Raw genomic sequence first — 16025 nt, forward strand, 5'->3', positions numbered from 1 at the left:
GGGCGCTGCAACGAAAGAGGGAGGCCTGCGCCTCCCTCTTTCACATCATGGGTGATGCCGCCTACTCGGCTGCGGGTTTGCGATCCGCATGGCCGAGATCCCGCTCCGGGGCGATGACATCCCGCACCCGCTGCTTGATCTCCTTGGCCTCGGGGAAGCCCTCGTCGGCCACCCTGTCCCACACCAGCACCCCGTCCACCAGGATGCGAAACTCCCCCTTGCTGGCGGGCACCAGGGCCACCTCTCCCAGTTCGCCGTCGAAGGTGGAGAGCAGCTCCTGGGCGAGCCAGGCGGCCCGCAGCATCCAGCGGCAGAGGGTGCAGTAACGGATTTCGATGCGCGGTTTCGCGAGGGGCAAATGGGTGTCTGTCATGGGGTGACTCCGTGAAAATCGGTCAACCAGTGGCGAGCGATGCGCTGCATGGTGGCCTGGGGCAGTTCGTGAAGGCCCGGGGTGGATGCCTGATGGGCCAGTTGGTGCACCCCTTCGATGATCTCTGCCAGCACGAGGTAGACATATTCGCCGATGACGGCGCCGTGGACGAAGTTGACCGCCTCCCCCCGGTTGAGCAAAAAGATGGTGCTGCCGTCCGGCCGGGTCAGGGCCAGCACATGGGGACACACCTCCTCGCTCGGCCAGGGCAGCTGGGCGAGGCTGAAGGCGAATTCGTCGTCGGCGGAGGTGACCGAGGCCAGCATGGCGCCGGGGCGCAGGGCCTGCAGATCGGTGATGTCGAGGGAGCCGTTGCCGGTGGAGCAGATCACCAGCTCGGCGCGGCCCAGGGCCTCGGCCTTGTTCACCAGCTTGAAGCCGTGGGAGAGCGCCTCCACCTGGCGCAGGGCATCCGTCTCCACCAGCTCCAGATGCAGGTTGCGACAGCGCAGTTCCCGGGCGATGCTGCGCCCCACCTTGCCATAGCCGAACAGGGCGGCCTGGCAGACATTGAAGGTACGCCTCAGGGTACGCGCGAGGGACTCCGCGGAGTAGACCACGCTCAGGCCGATCTGGATATCTTCCGCCTGCTTGAGGGGGCTGCGGGCCACCGAGATGACGGGGGCCGCCAGGGACTCCTGTTCGTAGCGCTGATGGCCGTTCTCGGTCATCTCCACCACCCCGATGAAGCGGGCGCCAAAGTGCTCGGCCAGTACCGCCTGGCTCTTGGCAAAGTAGCCGCCGATGTCGAGGATGATGAGCCGCTCGTGAGACATCACCAGAGGGGCAATCTGGGCGATCACCTCACCGGGATCCGAGGTCCAGTGGCGATTGAGGGGCAGCACGGGGTAGTGCTGCTGGGCCCAGGCCAGCGTCGGCCCGTGCACGGACTTGGGTTTGGGCAGGATGGCACCGACCCGGCCCACCCGATCGAGCACCTGGATGAAGTCGGGTCTGTCGGGAAGCAGGTGGGTCACCAGCAGGATGCAGAGATCCCCAAGACATCCCTGTTCGGTGAAATGGCGAAAAAACAGATGCTCAGATCCCTGACTGTGCAACTGTGGCCTCCTTAGCGTGCCGCGGGAAAGCAGGCAAACAGAACCCGGCATAGCCGGGTTCTGTGTGTATCCAGATAATTGAAAATCCTTTTTATCCGAAAGCACCATGGGTCTCAATCTTTATCTGTCCAGACTTTGACAAGCCCATCAATTTCTAAGGTAATAGCCTGTTTTTCATGCAGAAATCAGTAAAGTGACGCCTCTGGCCATACCCACCACAGACTCACTCCGGCACCGACGGCCGCCACCAGGATCAAGACCCCCCAGCGAGAGAGTCCCGGGCGCCCGTGCAGGGCACGTTCCAGCAGCGGCAACAGCCAGACCGGCAGCAGCACCAGCAGGGGCACTTCCACGTACTGCCAGGCGAGCATCTGCACGAAGGCGAGTGAAAGCCCCAGGGCAGCCGGGGTCACCTTGACCCCTGCAAAGGCGCCGAGCAGGGCACGGAATCCGGCAAACGCGGCCAGGGCCCCCGTCAGCTGGGCGATGAGCAGGCTGCCATCGATGCCGATGACCAGCGCCAGCCAGATGAAGGCCAGGGCGAAGCCGAGCCCCTCCTCGCTGTCACCACGCCAGCTCGTCCAGCCAGACCAGAGGATGGCGGGCAGCAGGGCCAGCCAGATCCCGGGCTCGCTCGCCAGCACGGAGGCCAGCCCCTGCCACCACACCAGGGCGCCCAGCACCCCGAACAGCGCGAGGGCGATCCCCTTGCTGGTACCCTGGGTCAGGGCGGGTACCAGCAGGGTCAGCGGCAGCCACTGCCACGCCTTGACCGGCAGGCCATAGGCACCGCCCAGCAGGCAACCCACCAGCCAGATCCCCAGGGCGCCCCACAGATAGCCCAGCCGCGGCCAGCGCCACGACAGCAAAGCGGCCCCTAAAGGAGCCGCCAGGGTTTGAAGCAGGAGTGCTGCGCCCATTACTTGCGCACGCCTTCAACGAACAGGTTGATGGTCATCTCGTCAGGGATGTTCGGCACCATGTAGTTCACGCCGAACTCGCTGCGCTTGATGGTGGTGGTGGCGTTGAAGCCGCTGCGGTAGCCGCCCCAGGGATCCTTGCCTTCGCCGATGTGGACCAGGTCGAAGGCCACGTCCTTGGACACGCCGTGCAGGGTCAGGGTGCCCTTGAGTACGCCTTTGTCCTTGGTGCCTTCATAGCCGGTGCTGACGAAGGTCATCTTGGGGTACTGCTTCACGTCCAGGAAGTCGGGGCTGCGCAGGTGCTTGTCGCGGGCCTCGTGGTTGGAATCCACGCTGGCGGCATCGATTTCGAAGCTCGCCTTGGCCGCCGCCGGGTTGGCGTCGTCCATGCTGAAGGTGCCACTGAAGGTGTTGAACCGGCCGACCAGCTCGGAGAAGCCGAGGTGGCCCACCTTGAACTGGACTGTGGTGTGCGCTGCATCGACATCGTAATCGGCAGCCATCAGGGGAGCCGCCATAAACAGGCAAGAGGCCAGCAGGGCCTTGGTCATTTTCATTCCGATCGTTCCTTCATTGGGGGTTCACAACGGTGTCCAAAATGCTAACCTCCTATCGAGAATAGATAATCATCGATTTATTAAAATAATTATCAACCGAGAGTGGAATATGGATCAGATAGCCGCCATGCGCACCTTCATCAAGGTGGTGGAGTGCCAGAGCTTCACCAAGGCCGCCCATCAGCTCGGGATCTCGGTCGCCATGACCTCCAAGCTGATGCAGCAGCTCGAGGAGTCCCTCTCCACCCGGCTGCTGTCGCGCACCACCCGCCAGGTCAACCCCACCGAGGCGGGCCAGTTCTACTACCAGCGCTCCCTGGCCCTGCTGGCGGAGCTGGAAGAGACCCACAGCCAGCTCACCCACAACAACCAGCAGCCCCAGGGCACCCTCAAGCTCTCGGTGCCCATGGATTTCGGCTACCTGCACCTCTCCCCCGCCCTGCCCCTGTTTCGCGAGCGCTACCCGGACTTGAAGCTCGAGATTGAGTACAGCGACCGGCGGGTGGCCCTGGTGGAGGAGGGGTTCGATCTGGCGCTGCGCATCGGCAACCTGCCGGACTCCTCCCTGGTGGCCAAGCCGCTCGCCATGATGAAGATGGTGGTGTGCGCCAGCCCCGACTACCTGGCCCGCCGGGGCAGGCCGAAGACCCCGGAGGATCTCAAGCAGCACGACTGCCTCATCTACACCCTGACCCAGCCGGACTGGGTCTTCAAACGGGATGGAGAGGAGCACAGCATCCGCCCCCAGGGGCCCCTTCGCGCCAACAACGGGGTGGCCCTGACCCGGGCCGCCTGCGACCACCAGGGCATCATCTTGCAGCCCACCTTCATCGTGGGGGATGCGCTGCGCTCGGGGGCGCTGGTCCCCTTGTTGCTGGAGTGGGAGAAGGGGCAGGTGGGGCTCTATGCCCTCTATCCGCACCGCCGTTTCGTGTCGGCCAAGGTGCGCTGCTTCATCGAATTCGTGCAGGAGCGCTATCTGGCGCCCCACTACTGGGACAGGGAGACCTGAGCCCGGGCTCAGGGGGTGGGCATCAGCTCGGCCACCAGCAGGTGATCCTGCTGGCTCATCTGCCAGCGTGGCAGGCGCTGGCGCAAGGCGGCGAGTTCGGCCTCCCCCAGCGCATAGGGCAGGGTGACGTGCAGGCAGTGGCAATCCAGCATGGCCGCCAACTGCATCATCAGGGCGAGGTTCGCCTCGTCGCTCTTGTGCTTGTTGATGCGCTTGCCGAGCTCGTGGCGAAAGTGGGTCTCGGGATCCTGGGTCATCGCCTGCCAGCCGTAACCAAAGAGCGGGATGAAGGCGCTGACGATGCCAAGGGCGGTGAGGGGCCGTTTGGGCGGATGATAGAGGGCGTTGAGATCCAGCAGGATGGGGCTTTGATGGGGCTCACGACTGCCGGATAAAATAGTATTGCTCATTGGATTGCCCTGTTGATTCCTCTAGACTTCGCCGCATATTTGACCTGACATGCCAACGAGGTGCTGATGCTAAGCGATATCGAGATCTCCCGCCAGTCCCCCCGCCTGCCCATCGCCGAGGTGGCAGCACAGCTCGGCATAGCGGCCGCCCATCTCCACCCCCACGGCCATTACAAGGGCAAACTCGACCTCGCGCTGCTCCATCACGCCCCCGCCCGCGAGCCCGGCAAGCTGGTGCTGGTGAGCGCCATCACGCCCACCCCCCTTGGGGAGGGCAAGACGGTCACCACGATCGGCCTCTCCATGGGGCTCAATCACATCGGCCAGCCCAGCATCGCCACCATTCGCCAACCGAGCCTCGGCCCCGTCTTCGGGGTCAAGGGGGGCGCCGCCGGGGGCGGCATGGCCCAGGTGGTGCCGATGGAGGAGATGAACCTGCACCTCACCGGGGATTTTCACGCCCTCACCGCCGCCCACAACCTGGCCTCTGCCGCCCTCGATGCCCGCCTGTTCCATGAACGCAAACTTGGTGACCAGTTCAGCGCCAGAACCGGTCTGGCGCGGCTCGATATCGACCCGGCCAACATCCTCTGGCCCCGCACCCTGGACATGAACGACCGGGCGCTTCGCCACCTCACCCTCGGCCAGGGCGGTGCTGCCGATGGTGTCGAGCGCCCCGATCGCTTCGTCATCACCGCCGCCTCCGAGCTGATGGCCATTCTGGCGCTGGCCAGGGATCTCAAGGACTTGCGCGCGCGTATCGGCCGCATCCAGCTCGCCCTCGACCATCGCGGCAAGCCCATCACCGCCGAGCAGCTGGAAGTGGCGGGGGCCATGACGGTGCTGCTCAAAGACGCCCTCAAGCCCACCCTGATGCAGACCACGGAGCAGACCCCTGTGCTGGTCCACGCCGGCCCCTTTGCCAACATCGCCCACGGCAACTCCTCCGTCATCGCCGATCGCATGGCGCTGGGTCTTGCCGACTATGTGGTGACCGAGGCGGGTTTTGGCTCCGACATGGGGCTGGAGAAGTTCTTCAACATCAAGTATCGCCAGTCCGGCCTCGCCCCCGCCTGCGTGGTGCTGGTGGCCACGGTGCGCGGCCTCAAGGCCAACAGCGGCCTGCTCGACATCCGGCCGGGCCAGCCGCTGCCGGCCAGCCTGCAAGGGGAAGATCTGCCCACCCTGACAGCGGGGTGCGCCAACCTCGCCTGGCATATTCACAACGCCCGCCGTTACGGGGTGCCCGTGGTGGTCGCCATCAACCGCTTCCCCACCGACAGCGATGCCGAGCTGGCCCTGCTGGAGGCGGCGGCGCGCCAGGCCGGTGCCTGTGGCGTCGCCCTCTCCCGGGCCTTCACTGACGGTGGCGCGGGTGCGGCGGATCTGGCTCACGCCGTGGTGGCGGCCTGCAAGCAGCCCAGTGAGGTCAGGCTGCTCTACCCCGATGAGATGAGCCTTGCCGCCAAGCTCGCCACCCTGGTGGAGTGCGGCTATGGCGGCCGGGGCATCACCCTCTCGGACAAGGCGCGCCAGCAACTGGCCAGACTCTCGGCAGAGGGCCAGGATCACCTGCCCGTCTGCATGGCCAAGACGCCGCTCTCCATCAGCCATGACCCGGCCCTCAAGGGCGTGCCGACGGACTTCGAGGTGCCCATCGAGGAGGTGAAACTCTGCGCGGGGGCAGGCTTCGTCTATTCCCTGGCCGGCCCCATCATGACCATGCCGGGCCTGGGCAGTCTGCCGGCCTATCGCCATATAGACATCAACGATGACGGGGAGATTGTCGGCCTGAGCTGACGCGCAGGCTGGCAGCCTGCCCTCCCTGAGCGCCTATGGACATCGACGACGATGGTGAGATAGTCGGGTTGCGCTACATGATCGGATAAGCAGTCTGCCGTCGGCCGATTACGCGGCGCTAATCGGCCCTGACATCAACAGACCCGCCATAAACAACAAGGCCCCGCCAATCGGCGGGGCCTTCTGCGCTGTGCCGGGTGACAGCAAGACTCAGAGGGTGAAGCGCTGGGTCATATGGTGCAGCGAGGTGGCCAGCCTGCTCAGCTCGACGCAGGCCTGGGCGGTCTGCTGCGCCCCCTGGGCATTCTCGTCGGCGGCGGTGTGGATCTTGACGATGCTGCGATTGAGCTCCTCGGTGACCGCGTTCTGCTGCTCGGTGGCGGTGGCGATCAGGGTGTTCATGTCGGTGATCTGGGTGACGGCACCGTTGATGCTGTCGATGCTGCTCCCCGCCTCCCGCGCCAGCTCCACGCTCTCCTGCATCTGCTGACGGCTCAGCTGCATGGCGCTGCCCGCCTCGGCGGTGCGCTCCTGAAGCACCTCGATCATCTTGCTGATCTCGGCGGTGGATGCCTGGGTACGCTGGGCCAGACTGCGCACCTCGTCTGCCACCACCGCAAAGCCACGCCCCTGCTCGCCGGCCCGGGCCGCTTCGATGGCCGCGTTGAGGGCCAGCAGGTTGGTCTGCTCGGCGATGCCGCGAATCACGTCCAGCACCATGCTGATGCTGGCGCTGTCGGTCTCAAGTTGCTGCACCACGCTCCCGGCCTGCTCTATCTGGCGGGAAACCTGCTCTATGCTGCCGATGGCGCTGCGCACCACCTGGTTGCCCTGGGTGGAGGTGCGGGAAGCCTGCTTGGCCGCCCCCATGGCGTCCGTGGTGTTGCGAGCCACCTCATTGACGGTGGACTGCATCTCGTTCATGGCGGTGGCGACCTGAGAGACCTCTCCCTGCTGGCTTGCCATGCCTTTGGCGGACTGCTCGGAGATGGCGCTCACCTCCTCTACCGCGCTGCTGAGCTGACTCACCGAACCGGAGATTTCACTCACCAGCTCCGCCAGAGCCCCCTGCATCCGGTCGATGGCCGACCCCAGCTGGCCCAGCTCGTCGCGGTTGAAGCGGTTGCCGCGGATCCACTCCTGCAGCTCGCCCCGACCGAGATCGCCGCTCGCAATGCGCTGGGCCTGACGGGCCAGCATGATGAGCGGGTCACGGATCTGGCGGGTCAGCACCACGGAGAGGGCGACAACCAGGGCCAGGCCGATCACCAGGGCCAGGGTCACACTCAGCTTGGCGCTGTCAAAGGCGGCGATCACCTCGGCGCGGGAGCCCACGGAGTAGCCGTGGTTGATGCGGATGAGATCCCCCACCGACTTGCTCAGGGTGGTGTAGAGGGTGACCCCCTCCCCCATGAAGAGGTGCCGGGCTTCGGCCATCTGTCCCGAGTCCTGCATCTGCCGGATGCGCTGGTGCAGGGCGACATATCGCTCCCAGTCCGCCTTGACGATGTCAAAGGCGCGGCGCTCCTCCCGATCCTCCGCCCAGATGGTGCCATCGTGGGCCACTATCTGGCGCGCAGCCTCTTGCAGGCTCTTCTCGCTCTCGTTGCGATAGCGGGCCTTCTGCTGGGCATCGTCCGCCACCAGGAAGACATCCAGTTCGTAGCGGCGCAGGGCATTGATGGTCTCGCCGAGGGTGCTGGTGCGCACGACGGCGGGCAGGATACTGTCGGTAAAGCCGATGGCGGCGCGGTTCATCTTGCTGAATTCAAACAGCGAGAAGCCGCCGATAAAGGCCATCATCAGGCCGAGTACGGCAAAGCCGGCGGTAAGTTTTTTGCCTATCGTCATGGTGTTCATGGCATGTCCTGCATGGGGAAAACAAGTGGCATTGCTGGGCGCAGGCCTGGCCTGCGCCTTCACTACCCTCCTTGGCAGCACATCTCGTCCCTGTTGGCGCGCACAAGGGCGGGCCCGGGGGTGTCGGCGTCAACCAGACCGTCCGACAACACGGAGAGCCATAGCGACCGGCACGGTCACAACTTTAGGTATTTTTCAAAAAAAGTGAGGGAAAGGAGACGGGGCCTGTCGGCGACAGGCCCCGGGAGCACTACCCTTTCAGACCACCGAGGAACTCGGCGCGGGTGTCGGGCTGGGTCTTGAAGACGCCGCCCAGGGAGGTGGTGGTGGTGTAGGAGGTGGAGTCCATCACGCCACGGGCCTTCACGCAGAAGTGGGTCGCCTTGATGCTGATGGCCACGTCCCTGGTGCCAAGCAGGGTCTGCAACGCCAGCAGGATCTGCTGGGTCAGCCGCTCCTGTACCTGGGGACGGCGGGCGAAGAACTGCACGATGCGGTTGATCTTTGACAGGCCAATCACCTTGCCGCGGGGAATGTAGGCCACGTGGGCAAAGCCGTCTATGGTGACGAAGTGGTGCTCGCAGGTGCTGGTGAGGCTGATGTCCCGCACCATGATCATCTCGTCCACCTTCATCTTGTTCTCGATCACCGTCACCTTGGGGAAGGTGGCATAGTCGAGGCCGGAGAAGATCTCGTTCACGTACATCTTGGCAATGCGGTGCGGGGTCTCGGCCAGACTGTCGTCGGCCAGATCCAGTCCCAGCGTCTCCATGATGGCGCGCATATGACCTTCGATTTTTTCCTTTTTCTGCTGGCCGCTCAATTCATTGGCCACCAGAGGTGTCTCAAGGCCCTCGGCCTCGAGCGCCGCCCTGACCAACAGGGCTTCCTGGCTTAAGCTCGTCATCGTGTTTCTCTCCCACGCTCAGGGACTGTGCTGGCCTGCGGCATGGTGCCGCGGCGCAATCTTACAGGGCGATTATTGTCATAATTCTGTCTAACTCAAGCCCGGTGCCCGACTTTATGCCAAACCACCCCGTTTTGTCCGCACCGGCCTGCCCATTCGGGGGCAAGGCCATGCCGCCTCTTCCCCAGCCACCATCTCGCACAAGCCTCGCTCTGGTTACCCATCAGGAGGTAATTCAACGGGATAGCGCCCCATAATCCGATCACTCCGGGGCATCTGCCCCCCATTACCGCACCTTCGGCCTGCCCATCGGAGCGGATTTTTGGGATAATCCGCCCCCTACACACCAGAGAGGTCATGATGATGGGATTCGATACCGGTGCACTCCTCCCCTTGGACAAGGCCCTGCAAGGGATGCTGGAACAACTCACCTGCTGCTGCGAGACGGAGCAGTTGCCCCTGCCCCAGGCGCTGGATCGGATCCTGGCCGAGGAGATAAGCTCCCCTCTGTTCGTCCCCCCCTTCGACAACGCCGCCATGGACGGCTATGCCGTGCGCCTGGCGGATCTCGCCGCCGGGGTGCCGCTCCCCGTGGCGGGCAAGGCCTTTGCGGGCCAGCCCTATGAGGGGGAGTGGCCCGCCGGCCACTGCATCCGCATCATGACCGGGGCCCCTGTGCCCCCGGGTGCAGACGCTGTGGTGATGCAGGAAGAAACGCAAGCCGGCGACAACGGGATCACTTTCCTGACCCGCCCCGTTGCTGGCCAGAACATCCGTCGCCGCGGCGAGGATCTGGCGCAGGGCGCCAGGGTGCTCGAGAGCGGCCTGCGCCTGAGCCCCAGGGAGCTTCCGCTGCTCGCCTCCCTTGGCATCGCGAACGTCACGGTGCGCCGTCCCCTCAAGGTCGCCATCTTCAGCACAGGGGACGAGCTCAAGCCTCTGGGCACCCCGCTCCAGCACGGGGACATCTACGACTCCAACCGCTACGGGGTCAAGGCGATGCTCAGCCGCATGGGCTGTGAGTGCCTGGACCTTGGCATCATTCCCGATGATCCGGCGGCCCTGCGCGCCGCCTTCTTGCAGGCCGACCGCGAGGCCGATGCCCTGATCACCACCGGGGGAGTCTCGGTGGGGGAAGCGGACTTCACCAAGCAACTGCTCGAAGAGCTCGGGGAAATTGGCTTCTGGAAGCTCGCCATCAAGCCGGGCAAACCCTTCGCCTTTGGCCGGTTGCCAAACGCCTGGTTCTTCGGTCTGCCGGGCAACCCGGTCTCCGCCATGGTCACCTTCGATCAACTGGTGCAACCGGCTCTGGCCAGGCTGGCCGGTCAGCAGTTTGCACGCCCGCACCCCCTCCAGGCCCTGGCGACAGCGCCGCTCAAGAAGAGCCCGGGGCGCCAGGACTTCCAGCGCGGCATATTGAGTGTGGGCCCGAATGGTCTCGAGGTACGCAGCACCGGCTCCCAGGACTCCGGGGTGTTCAGCTCCCTCTCCCGGGCCAACTGCTACATCGTGCTCGAACAGGAGCGCGGCAAGGTAGCCGCCGGTGAGACGGTCACCGTCGAGCCCTTCTCGGGGCTGCTGCTGTGAGCGAGATCCTGAGCGACGCAGAACTCCTTCGCTACAACCGCCAGATCGTGCTCAAATCCTTCGACTTCGAGGGGCAGGAGGCGCTCAAGCAATCCCGCGTGCTGGTCATCGGCGCCGGGGGCCTAGGCTGCGCCGCCAGCCAGTATCTGGCGGTGGCCGGGGTCGGCCACCTCACCCTGGTGGATTTCGATCGGGTGGAGCTCTCCAATTTGCAGCGCCAGGTGCTGCACAGCGACGAGCGCATCGGCCAGCTCAAGGTGGAGTCCGCGGCGACGTCCCTGCGCGCCCTCACCCCCTGGCTCGAGGTGGAGACCCACGCCGCCCTCGCCGACGAGGCGCTGCTCGATGCCCTGCTGCCAGGCCATCAGCTGGTGCTCGACTGCACCGACAACGTCGCCATCCGTAACCTCCTCAACCAGCGTGCCCGCCAGCACAAGGTGCCCCTGGTCAGCGGCGCCGCCATCCGGCTGGAAGGGCAGCTCTGCAGCTTCACCTGGCAGGACGATGAACCCTGCTACGCCTGTCTCAGCGCCCTCTTTGGCGATCAGGCCCTCACCTGTGTCGAGGCGGGGGTGCTGGCCCCCGTGGTGGGGCTGGTGGGCAGCCTGCAGGCGCTCGAGGCCATCAAGCTGCTGGCGGGCATGGGCAAAAGCTACAGCGGCCGCCTGCTGATGATCGACGGTCTGGGTGGCAGCTTTCGCGAGCTGAAACTGCCCAAGCGCCCCGACTGCCCGGTCTGCTCAAGGCCCTGAGCAGCGCCCACAAAAAAGCCGAACCCCGGGGTTCGGCTTTTTTCATTGGGCTGCGGGTCGTCACAAAGGGCCTAGAAGATCCCCTTCGCCTTGACCTTCTTCATGCTCGCCACCTGGTTCGAGAGATCTTCGATGAGGGGCTCGGCCAGCTCGGACGAGCCAGCCCCCCGGGCGGGCTGGCTGGCCAGGCGCTGGATCAGGCGGTGCTGCTCGCGAATGAGCCGGGACTGCTCCTCCAACTGGCGGGAGAGCAGCTGGATGCTGCCCGCAAGGGGGGCAAGATCCGCCTCTCCCCCCGCCGTCGGCAGCTTGCCCGCGATGGCCTCTGCCAGCAGATCGTGATCGAGCGGGGCCGGCAACCCCTGCTTCAGCTCGTCCCAGAGCCCGGTGGGCTGCTGCTCGCCGATGCGGCTCACAATCTCGTCCACCAGGCTGTCCGGAAGTGGCGCCGCCGCCTGCTGACCCAGACGCTGAACAATTTCATCCGCCAGCCCCTGGTTGTCCCCCTGCCCCAGCTGGGGAGCCAGCCTGGCCACGATTTCATCGATCAGGGTATCGGTCGCCACGGGCGCACTCCCTTCCCCCAGATCGAAGCCGCAACTGGCGAAGACATGGCGCAGGGTCGAGAGGTTCACCTGCTCCGGGCCGAAGGCATTGGCCATCCCCTTGCACAGGCTCGGTGCCAGCACATACAGGAACATGCCGCTGAGGTAGATGTCCTTGTGAAAACGGCTCTTGGAGAAGTCGAACTCCTCCACGTCGTCCTGGATCTTGCGCGCCCGCTGATACCAGCTTTGCAAGATCCCGGCCGCATAGCGATCAGACTCCAGCGCACCCGGATCCATGAAGATGGAGAAGGTCATGCGCTTGAGTTGACTACTCATCGCCGACCTCGGCCATCACGGGCGCCTCACGGTACACCTCTTCCTCTTCCGTGGTGTAGAGGCAGATCTCCCGCGCCAGGGCGGACTGGGCATCGTCCAGCAGCTCCACCCGCTCCCCCAGGGTCGGATAGGCAGCCTTGATGGCATCGACGATCAGGGACGCGCCGCCACCGACCAGATAGATCCGGTTCGGGTTCTTGGCGAACTTTTTCGCCTCGTGGGCCACCTGGGAGCCGAGCTCGTCGATCTTGTTCTGCATCTTCTCGAGGATCTTCGGGATCTGGCTCTCGTCGTTCACCACGTCCCGCACGAAGCTCATGTCGTGGCGGCGCTTGATGAATTCGTTGGCCACCAGATAGCTCGAATCGCTGTCTGCCGCCGCCAGCGCCTTGCGGGTCGCGTCGGTTACCATGGAGACGCCGATCTCGTTGTTGCCATACACATCGGAAACGTCGTCAAACTCGCCGACGATGATCCCCATGTCCAGGGTGGTGCCACCGCAGTCGATCACCAGCGTCTTGGTGAACTCGTTGCAGCCCGAGCCAATCAGGCGGGAGAGCGCCGCCGGCAGGCTTTCCGGCATCACCTCCACGCTGACGATGTTGAACAGCTCACCCTTGTTGAGGCTGATGGCTCGCATCAGGTTGCGGCGCTTCTTCTCGATCTTCTCCTCGTTGCGCTGGCAGTCATCCGGGTTGTAGAACTCAGTGATGGGCAGGGTCACGGTGATGGCCACATCGCAGGGGGTCACGCCGGTCTGCAACAGGGCATGGTGCACGGAGAGCAGGTTGAGATCGTCGTACTGGTACTCCACGTGGGTGGTGGCCAGGGACTTGTCGGAGGTGGCGTCGTAGGTGTACTTGGTGTTGCCTATCTCGTAGTTGTAGATCTTCTTGTCCTTGCGCAAGGCGGCACTCTTCCAATCCTTGCGAAAGGAGTTGGGGGAGATGATGGTCTTGAGCACCTTGTTCTCAATCCAGCTCACCTTGACGTTGGTTGAACCATCGTCGATGGCCATTTTCATTACTTCAGACATGAGGAAATACCTGTTCAATAGGGCAAGATGGGTCCGATTGCCTTGCCATCTGCCACTGGCAAGGCGATCGGACCAATACATACACGGGGGATCAAGGTCAAAAGGCGACAAGTCTAATGGGTTTCTAAAATCCGGTGAAGCAAATGATTGAACCCGGCGGGATCTTCCGCCGGCCAGGCGTGGTGACCATCCGGGGTGTGGATGGTGGCATTGGGCAGGGAGGCGAACTGCTCCACCCGCCGCGCCAGGGGCAGATAGTCGTGACTGGTGGAGATGATGGCCACCGGCTGCCAGAGGGTGCCGAGACGAGCCCGCACCGACCAGCCGGGCAGCGCCTCCAGCAGCGCCTTGTAGGTCTTCTTTTTGTTGCGCACGAAGCGCCCCCGGAAGGTGTGGCGCACCTGGGCGAGATCGGGGCCGGGAAAGAGCTCGCGACCGAGCCACCACGCCAGCGGCCGCATGCCGAACCAGCGCAGCCACTTGAGGCGCATGGCATAGCGCTCCTGCTCCTTTGGCGTCTCCAGCAGAAATTCGCTGAAGCCGTTGACCAGCACCAGCCCCTGCACCTTGTGGGGCAGTTGCAGCGCCAGCTCCAGCGCCACCATGGCACCGAGCGACAACCCCACTACCCAGGCAGGCTCGGGCTGCTCGTCGAGCCAGCGGGCCACATCCGCCGCCAGGGTGGGCACGTCAAAGGGCCCCTCCTGCATGCTCTGGCCGTGGCCGCGCAAGTCGATGGCCACCACCCGGTAGCGCTCGGAAAAACGCTCGATCTGCGCCTGCCAGTCGAGGCTGGAAGAGCCCAGCCCGTGCAGCAAGAGCAGCAAGGGCCCCTCCCCCGCACTGCGCAGGGCCAAGCCATGGGATTTCATTACCTGATTGCGACGCACCCGTCCCCCCTTTCTCGACGCCATGCCGGCCACTCATGGCCAGCCAATTCGTACTCCGGTCCCCCGTCTACCCCTCTCCCACCAGGCTCACCGCCTTGATGTAGGCGTAGAGGCGCATGGCCGGCGTCAGGGCGAGCCGCTGCGCGGAGCGGCTGGTGATCCGGGCCAGCAGTATCTGCTGCCCCAGCGCCAACTGCAACAGGGTCTGCCCCGGTCGCACCTCCCGCACCTCCAGCAGCCGGGTCTCGAGGCAGTTGGAGAGGCTGGAGTGCACGATGGGCTCGGTGGCGATCACCAGATCCCGCGCCGCCACCTTGATCTGCAAGGGGCCTGCTTCATCGGGGGCATGCTCCATGGTCACCATCAGGGTCTGCTCCCCGAGTCGCAGGGTCGCCATCTGCTCGTGCTCGTCGTAGTGGGACAGGGTCGCCGAGAGCATGACCCCGACGTCGTCGCGACTGGCCAGCGACAGGTCGGTGCGGGCGAAGATCTCCTCGGGGGGGCCCTGGGCCTCCACCCGTCCCTCTACCAGCAGCACCAGTCCATCGCAGAGCAGGCTCACCTCCTCCATGGCGTGGCTGACGAAGATCATGGGGATGCCGCTCTCCTGCTGCAAGCCCTTGAGCACGTGGGCCTGATGGATGCGGCTGCGCCTGTCCAGCGCCGAGAAGGGTTCATCCAGCAGCAGCAGATCAGGCTCGGCCAGCAAGGCCCTGGCCAGTGCCACCCGCTGACGCTGACCGCCGGAGAGGCCGTGGGCCGGTTGCCCCAGCAGCTCGGCAAAGCCGAGGCGCGCAGCCAGATCCTCTGGCTGCCAGCGCCCCCTCCCCTTGCGAGCCGCCAGTTGCAGGTTGCCGAGCACGCTCAGGTGGGGGAAGAGACGAGCATCCTGAAACACCAGCCCGATGCGCCGCGCCTCGGGGGGCTGGGCTGCAAGCTCGCGCCCCTGCCAGCGCAGGGCATCGCCCGGGGTCCTGTCGAGCCCGGCGATGATGCGCAGCAGGGTGCTCTTGCCACAGCCCGAAGGACCGAACAGGCCGAGGATGCGGCTGGGGGGCAGTGCCAGATCGCACACCAGGGTGAAGGGGCCGAAATCACGTCTGGCCTTGAGGTAGAGGCTCATCCGAACAGCCTCCGTTGTCGGCGTTGCAGCACGCCGTAGACCAGCACCAGCATCACCAGGGAGAAGCCCATCAGGCAGCCTGCCAGAATATGGGCATTCTGGTAATCCATCGCCTCCACGTGATCAAACAGGGCGATGGAGAGCACCTGGGTCTCCCCGGGAATGTTGCCGCCAATCATCAGCACCACCCCGAACTCCCCCAGGGTGTGGGCAAAGCCCAGCGCTGCCGCCATCACGAAGCTGGGCAACGTCATGGGCAGGATGATGTGAAAGAAGCGCTCAAACGGGCCCATCCCCAGGGTGGCGGCAGCCTCCAGCTCCTTGTTGCCCATGTTGACGAAGGCGGAGGTGAGGGGCTGTACCACGAAGGGGAGCGAATAGATGACGGAGGCGATGAGCAGGCCGAGGAAACTGAAGGCGAGCGGGGCCCCGAAGGTCTCCCGCCACCAGCCACCGAGGCCGTACTCCGGGGAGAAGGCCAGCAGCAGATAGAAACCGAGCACGGTGGGCGGCAGCACCAGCGGCAGGGCCACCATGGCTTCCACCAGAGGGCGCAGCCGGTGCTGGCTGCGAGACAGCCACCAGGCGAGCGGCGGCGACAGCAGCAGCAGGATGGCAGTGGTGCTGGCCGCCAGTTTCAGGGTCAGCCAGACCGCCAGCAGATCCCCTTCACTCATAGGATCCCCTCTCGGGTGTCGATAAAAAACAGGGCGCCGTCATGACGGGCGCCGCCTTGGGACACGTCAGGCACCGGATCTGGCCAGCACGGAGCTGGCCTGCAGACGCCGGG

The 16025-nt window shown here is 64.9% G+C and carries 16 protein-coding genes; 4 read left to right on the plus strand and 12 right to left on the minus strand.

Going from position 1 to position 16025, the window contains the following annotated elements; genetic code table 11:
* Positions 1-61: 61 nt before the first annotated feature.
* The 4 genes from AB5Y59_RS03445 to AB5Y59_RS03460 all read right to left on the minus strand — a co-directional run bounded on the left by AB5Y59_RS03445 (position 62) and on the right by AB5Y59_RS03460 (position 2971).
* Entirely contained in the window at positions 62-373 is a 312-nt protein-coding gene (locus tag AB5Y59_RS03445) for a SelT/SelW/SelH family protein (RefSeq protein ID WP_010674179.1), read from the minus strand.
* Positions 370-1491 carry an adenosylhomocysteinase gene (locus tag AB5Y59_RS03450; protein WP_103259839.1) on the minus strand — a complete coding sequence of 374 codons (1122 nt, stop codon included), beginning with the start codon at positions 1489-1491 and terminating at the stop codon, positions 370-372. Before AB5Y59_RS03450 ends, AB5Y59_RS03445 begins: the two co-directional genes overlap by 4 nt.
* Positions 1492-1676: 185 nt before the next feature.
* Entirely contained in the window at positions 1677-2411 is a 735-nt protein-coding gene (locus tag AB5Y59_RS03455) for a hypothetical protein (protein WP_161653365.1), read from the minus strand.
* On the minus strand, positions 2411-2971 hold the full coding sequence (locus tag AB5Y59_RS03460) for a YceI family protein (RefSeq protein ID WP_010674176.1): 561 nt from the start codon (positions 2969-2971) through the stop codon (positions 2411-2413). The genes AB5Y59_RS03455 and AB5Y59_RS03460 overlap by 1 nt, the downstream gene beginning before the upstream one ends.
* A gap of 109 nt (positions 2972-3080) precedes the next feature.
* Here AB5Y59_RS03460 and AB5Y59_RS03465 point away from each other — a divergent pair, with 109 nt between their 5' ends.
* Positions 3081-3983, plus strand: a complete 903-nt coding sequence (locus AB5Y59_RS03465) for a LysR family transcriptional regulator (RefSeq protein ID WP_039038856.1) — start codon at positions 3081-3083, stop codon at positions 3981-3983.
* An 8-nt stretch (positions 3984-3991) separates the two neighbouring features.
* On the opposite strand, the gene AB5Y59_RS03470 is transcribed toward AB5Y59_RS03465, so the two are convergent.
* Positions 3992-4393 carry a hypothetical protein gene (locus AB5Y59_RS03470; protein ID WP_010674174.1) on the minus strand — a complete coding sequence of 134 codons (402 nt, stop codon included), beginning with the start codon at positions 4391-4393 and terminating at the stop codon, positions 3992-3994.
* A gap of 66 nt (positions 4394-4459) precedes the next feature.
* Between AB5Y59_RS03470 and AB5Y59_RS03475 the strand changes: the two genes are divergently transcribed.
* Positions 4460-6193: a formate--tetrahydrofolate ligase gene (locus AB5Y59_RS03475; protein WP_368211490.1), complete on the plus strand. Its 1734-nt coding sequence runs from the start codon at positions 4460-4462 to the stop codon at positions 6191-6193.
* Between the two features lie 210 nt (positions 6194-6403).
* Here the strand turns inward: AB5Y59_RS03475 and AB5Y59_RS03480 are convergent, their stop codons facing one another.
* Entirely contained in the window at positions 6404-8053 is a 1650-nt protein-coding gene (locus AB5Y59_RS03480; protein ID WP_202043949.1) for a methyl-accepting chemotaxis protein, read from the minus strand.
* A 250-nt stretch (positions 8054-8303) separates the two neighbouring features.
* Complete coding sequence (gene folE / locus AB5Y59_RS03485) at positions 8304-8960, minus strand: GTP cyclohydrolase I FolE (RefSeq protein ID WP_010674171.1); 657 nt, start codon at positions 8958-8960, stop codon at positions 8304-8306.
* Positions 8961-9323: 363 nt separating this feature from the next.
* On the opposite strand from folE, the gene moeA reads away from it, so the two are divergent.
* Together moeA and moeB are read left to right on the plus strand one after the other, a co-directional pair.
* Entirely contained in the window at positions 9324-10550 is a 1227-nt protein-coding gene (gene moeA / locus AB5Y59_RS03490) for a molybdopterin molybdotransferase MoeA (protein ID WP_368211500.1), read from the plus strand.
* Entirely contained in the window at positions 10547-11302 is a 756-nt protein-coding gene (moeB, locus tag AB5Y59_RS03495) for a molybdopterin-synthase adenylyltransferase MoeB (protein WP_368211491.1), read from the plus strand. Before moeA ends, moeB begins: the two co-directional genes overlap by 4 nt.
* Positions 11303-11373: 71 nt before the next feature.
* Here the strand turns inward: moeB and AB5Y59_RS03500 are convergent, their stop codons facing one another.
* From AB5Y59_RS03500 to modB, 5 genes are all read right to left on the minus strand, one after another.
* A complete protein-coding gene (locus AB5Y59_RS03500; RefSeq protein ID WP_368211492.1) occupies positions 11374-12186 on the minus strand; it encodes a hypothetical protein in 813 nt (270 codons plus the stop codon).
* Positions 12179-13222, minus strand: coding sequence for a plasmid segregation protein ParM domain-containing protein (gene parM, locus AB5Y59_RS03505; RefSeq protein ID WP_223302530.1), 1044 nt, complete (start codon positions 13220-13222; stop codon positions 12179-12181). The genes AB5Y59_RS03500 and parM overlap by 8 nt, the downstream gene beginning before the upstream one ends.
* 113 nt (positions 13223-13335) lie before the next feature.
* A complete protein-coding gene (locus AB5Y59_RS03510; RefSeq protein ID WP_042017457.1) occupies positions 13336-14112 on the minus strand; it encodes an alpha/beta fold hydrolase in 777 nt (258 codons plus the stop codon).
* A gap of 67 nt (positions 14113-14179) precedes the next feature.
* A complete protein-coding gene (gene modC / locus AB5Y59_RS03515) occupies positions 14180-15235 on the minus strand; it encodes a molybdenum ABC transporter ATP-binding protein (RefSeq protein WP_368211493.1) in 1056 nt (351 codons plus the stop codon).
* The gene (gene modB / locus AB5Y59_RS03520; protein ID WP_268451916.1) at positions 15232-15912 is read right to left on the minus strand and encodes a molybdate ABC transporter permease subunit; all 681 of its coding nucleotides are present in this window, start codon (positions 15910-15912) and stop codon (positions 15232-15234) included. Before modB ends, modC begins: the two co-directional genes overlap by 4 nt.
* Positions 15913-16025: the final 113 nt, after the last annotated feature.

Source organism: Aeromonas sp. s10 (assembly GCF_040907975.1).
GTDB lineage: Bacteria > Pseudomonadota > Gammaproteobacteria > Enterobacterales > Aeromonadaceae > Aeromonas > Aeromonas caviae.

Bases quoted from the DNA above. Each gene is read 5' to 3' on its own strand.
- AB5Y59_RS03445 (WP_010674179.1), bottom strand. From the start codon at position 373: ATGACAGACACCCATTTGCCCCTCGCGAAACCGCGCATCGAAATCCGT.
- AB5Y59_RS03455 (WP_161653365.1), bottom strand. From the start codon at position 2,411: ATGGGCGCAGCACTCCTGCTTCAAACCCTGGCGGCTCCTTTAGGGGCC.
- AB5Y59_RS03460 (WP_010674176.1), bottom strand. From the start codon at position 2,971: ATGAAAATGACCAAGGCCCTGCTGGCCTCTTGCCTGTTTATGGCGGCT.
- AB5Y59_RS03465 (WP_039038856.1), top strand. From the start codon at position 3,081: ATGGATCAGATAGCCGCCATGCGCACCTTCATCAAGGTGGTGGAGTGC.
- AB5Y59_RS03470 (WP_010674174.1), bottom strand. From the start codon at position 4,393: ATGAGCAATACTATTTTATCCGGCAGTCGTGAGCCCCATCAAAGCCCC.
- AB5Y59_RS03475 (WP_368211490.1), top strand. From the start codon at position 4,460: ATGCTAAGCGATATCGAGATCTCCCGCCAGTCCCCCCGCCTGCCCATC.
- AB5Y59_RS03480 (WP_202043949.1), bottom strand. From the start codon at position 8,053: ATGAACACCATGACGATAGGCAAAAAACTTACCGCCGGCTTTGCCGTA.
- folE (WP_010674171.1), bottom strand. From the start codon at position 8,960: ATGACGAGCTTAAGCCAGGAAGCCCTGTTGGTCAGGGCGGCGCTCGAG.
- moeA (WP_368211500.1), top strand. From the start codon at position 9,324: ATGGGATTCGATACCGGTGCACTCCTCCCCTTGGACAAGGCCCTGCAA.
- AB5Y59_RS03500 (WP_368211492.1), bottom strand. From the start codon at position 12,186: ATGAGTAGTCAACTCAAGCGCATGACCTTCTCCATCTTCATGGATCCG.
- parM (WP_223302530.1), bottom strand. From the start codon at position 13,222: ATGTCTGAAGTAATGAAAATGGCCATCGACGATGGTTCAACCAACGTC.
- modC (WP_368211493.1), bottom strand. From the start codon at position 15,235: ATGAGCCTCTACCTCAAGGCCAGACGTGATTTCGGCCCCTTCACCCTG.
- modB (WP_268451916.1), bottom strand. From the start codon at position 15,912: ATGAGTGAAGGGGATCTGCTGGCGGTCTGGCTGACCCTGAAACTGGCG.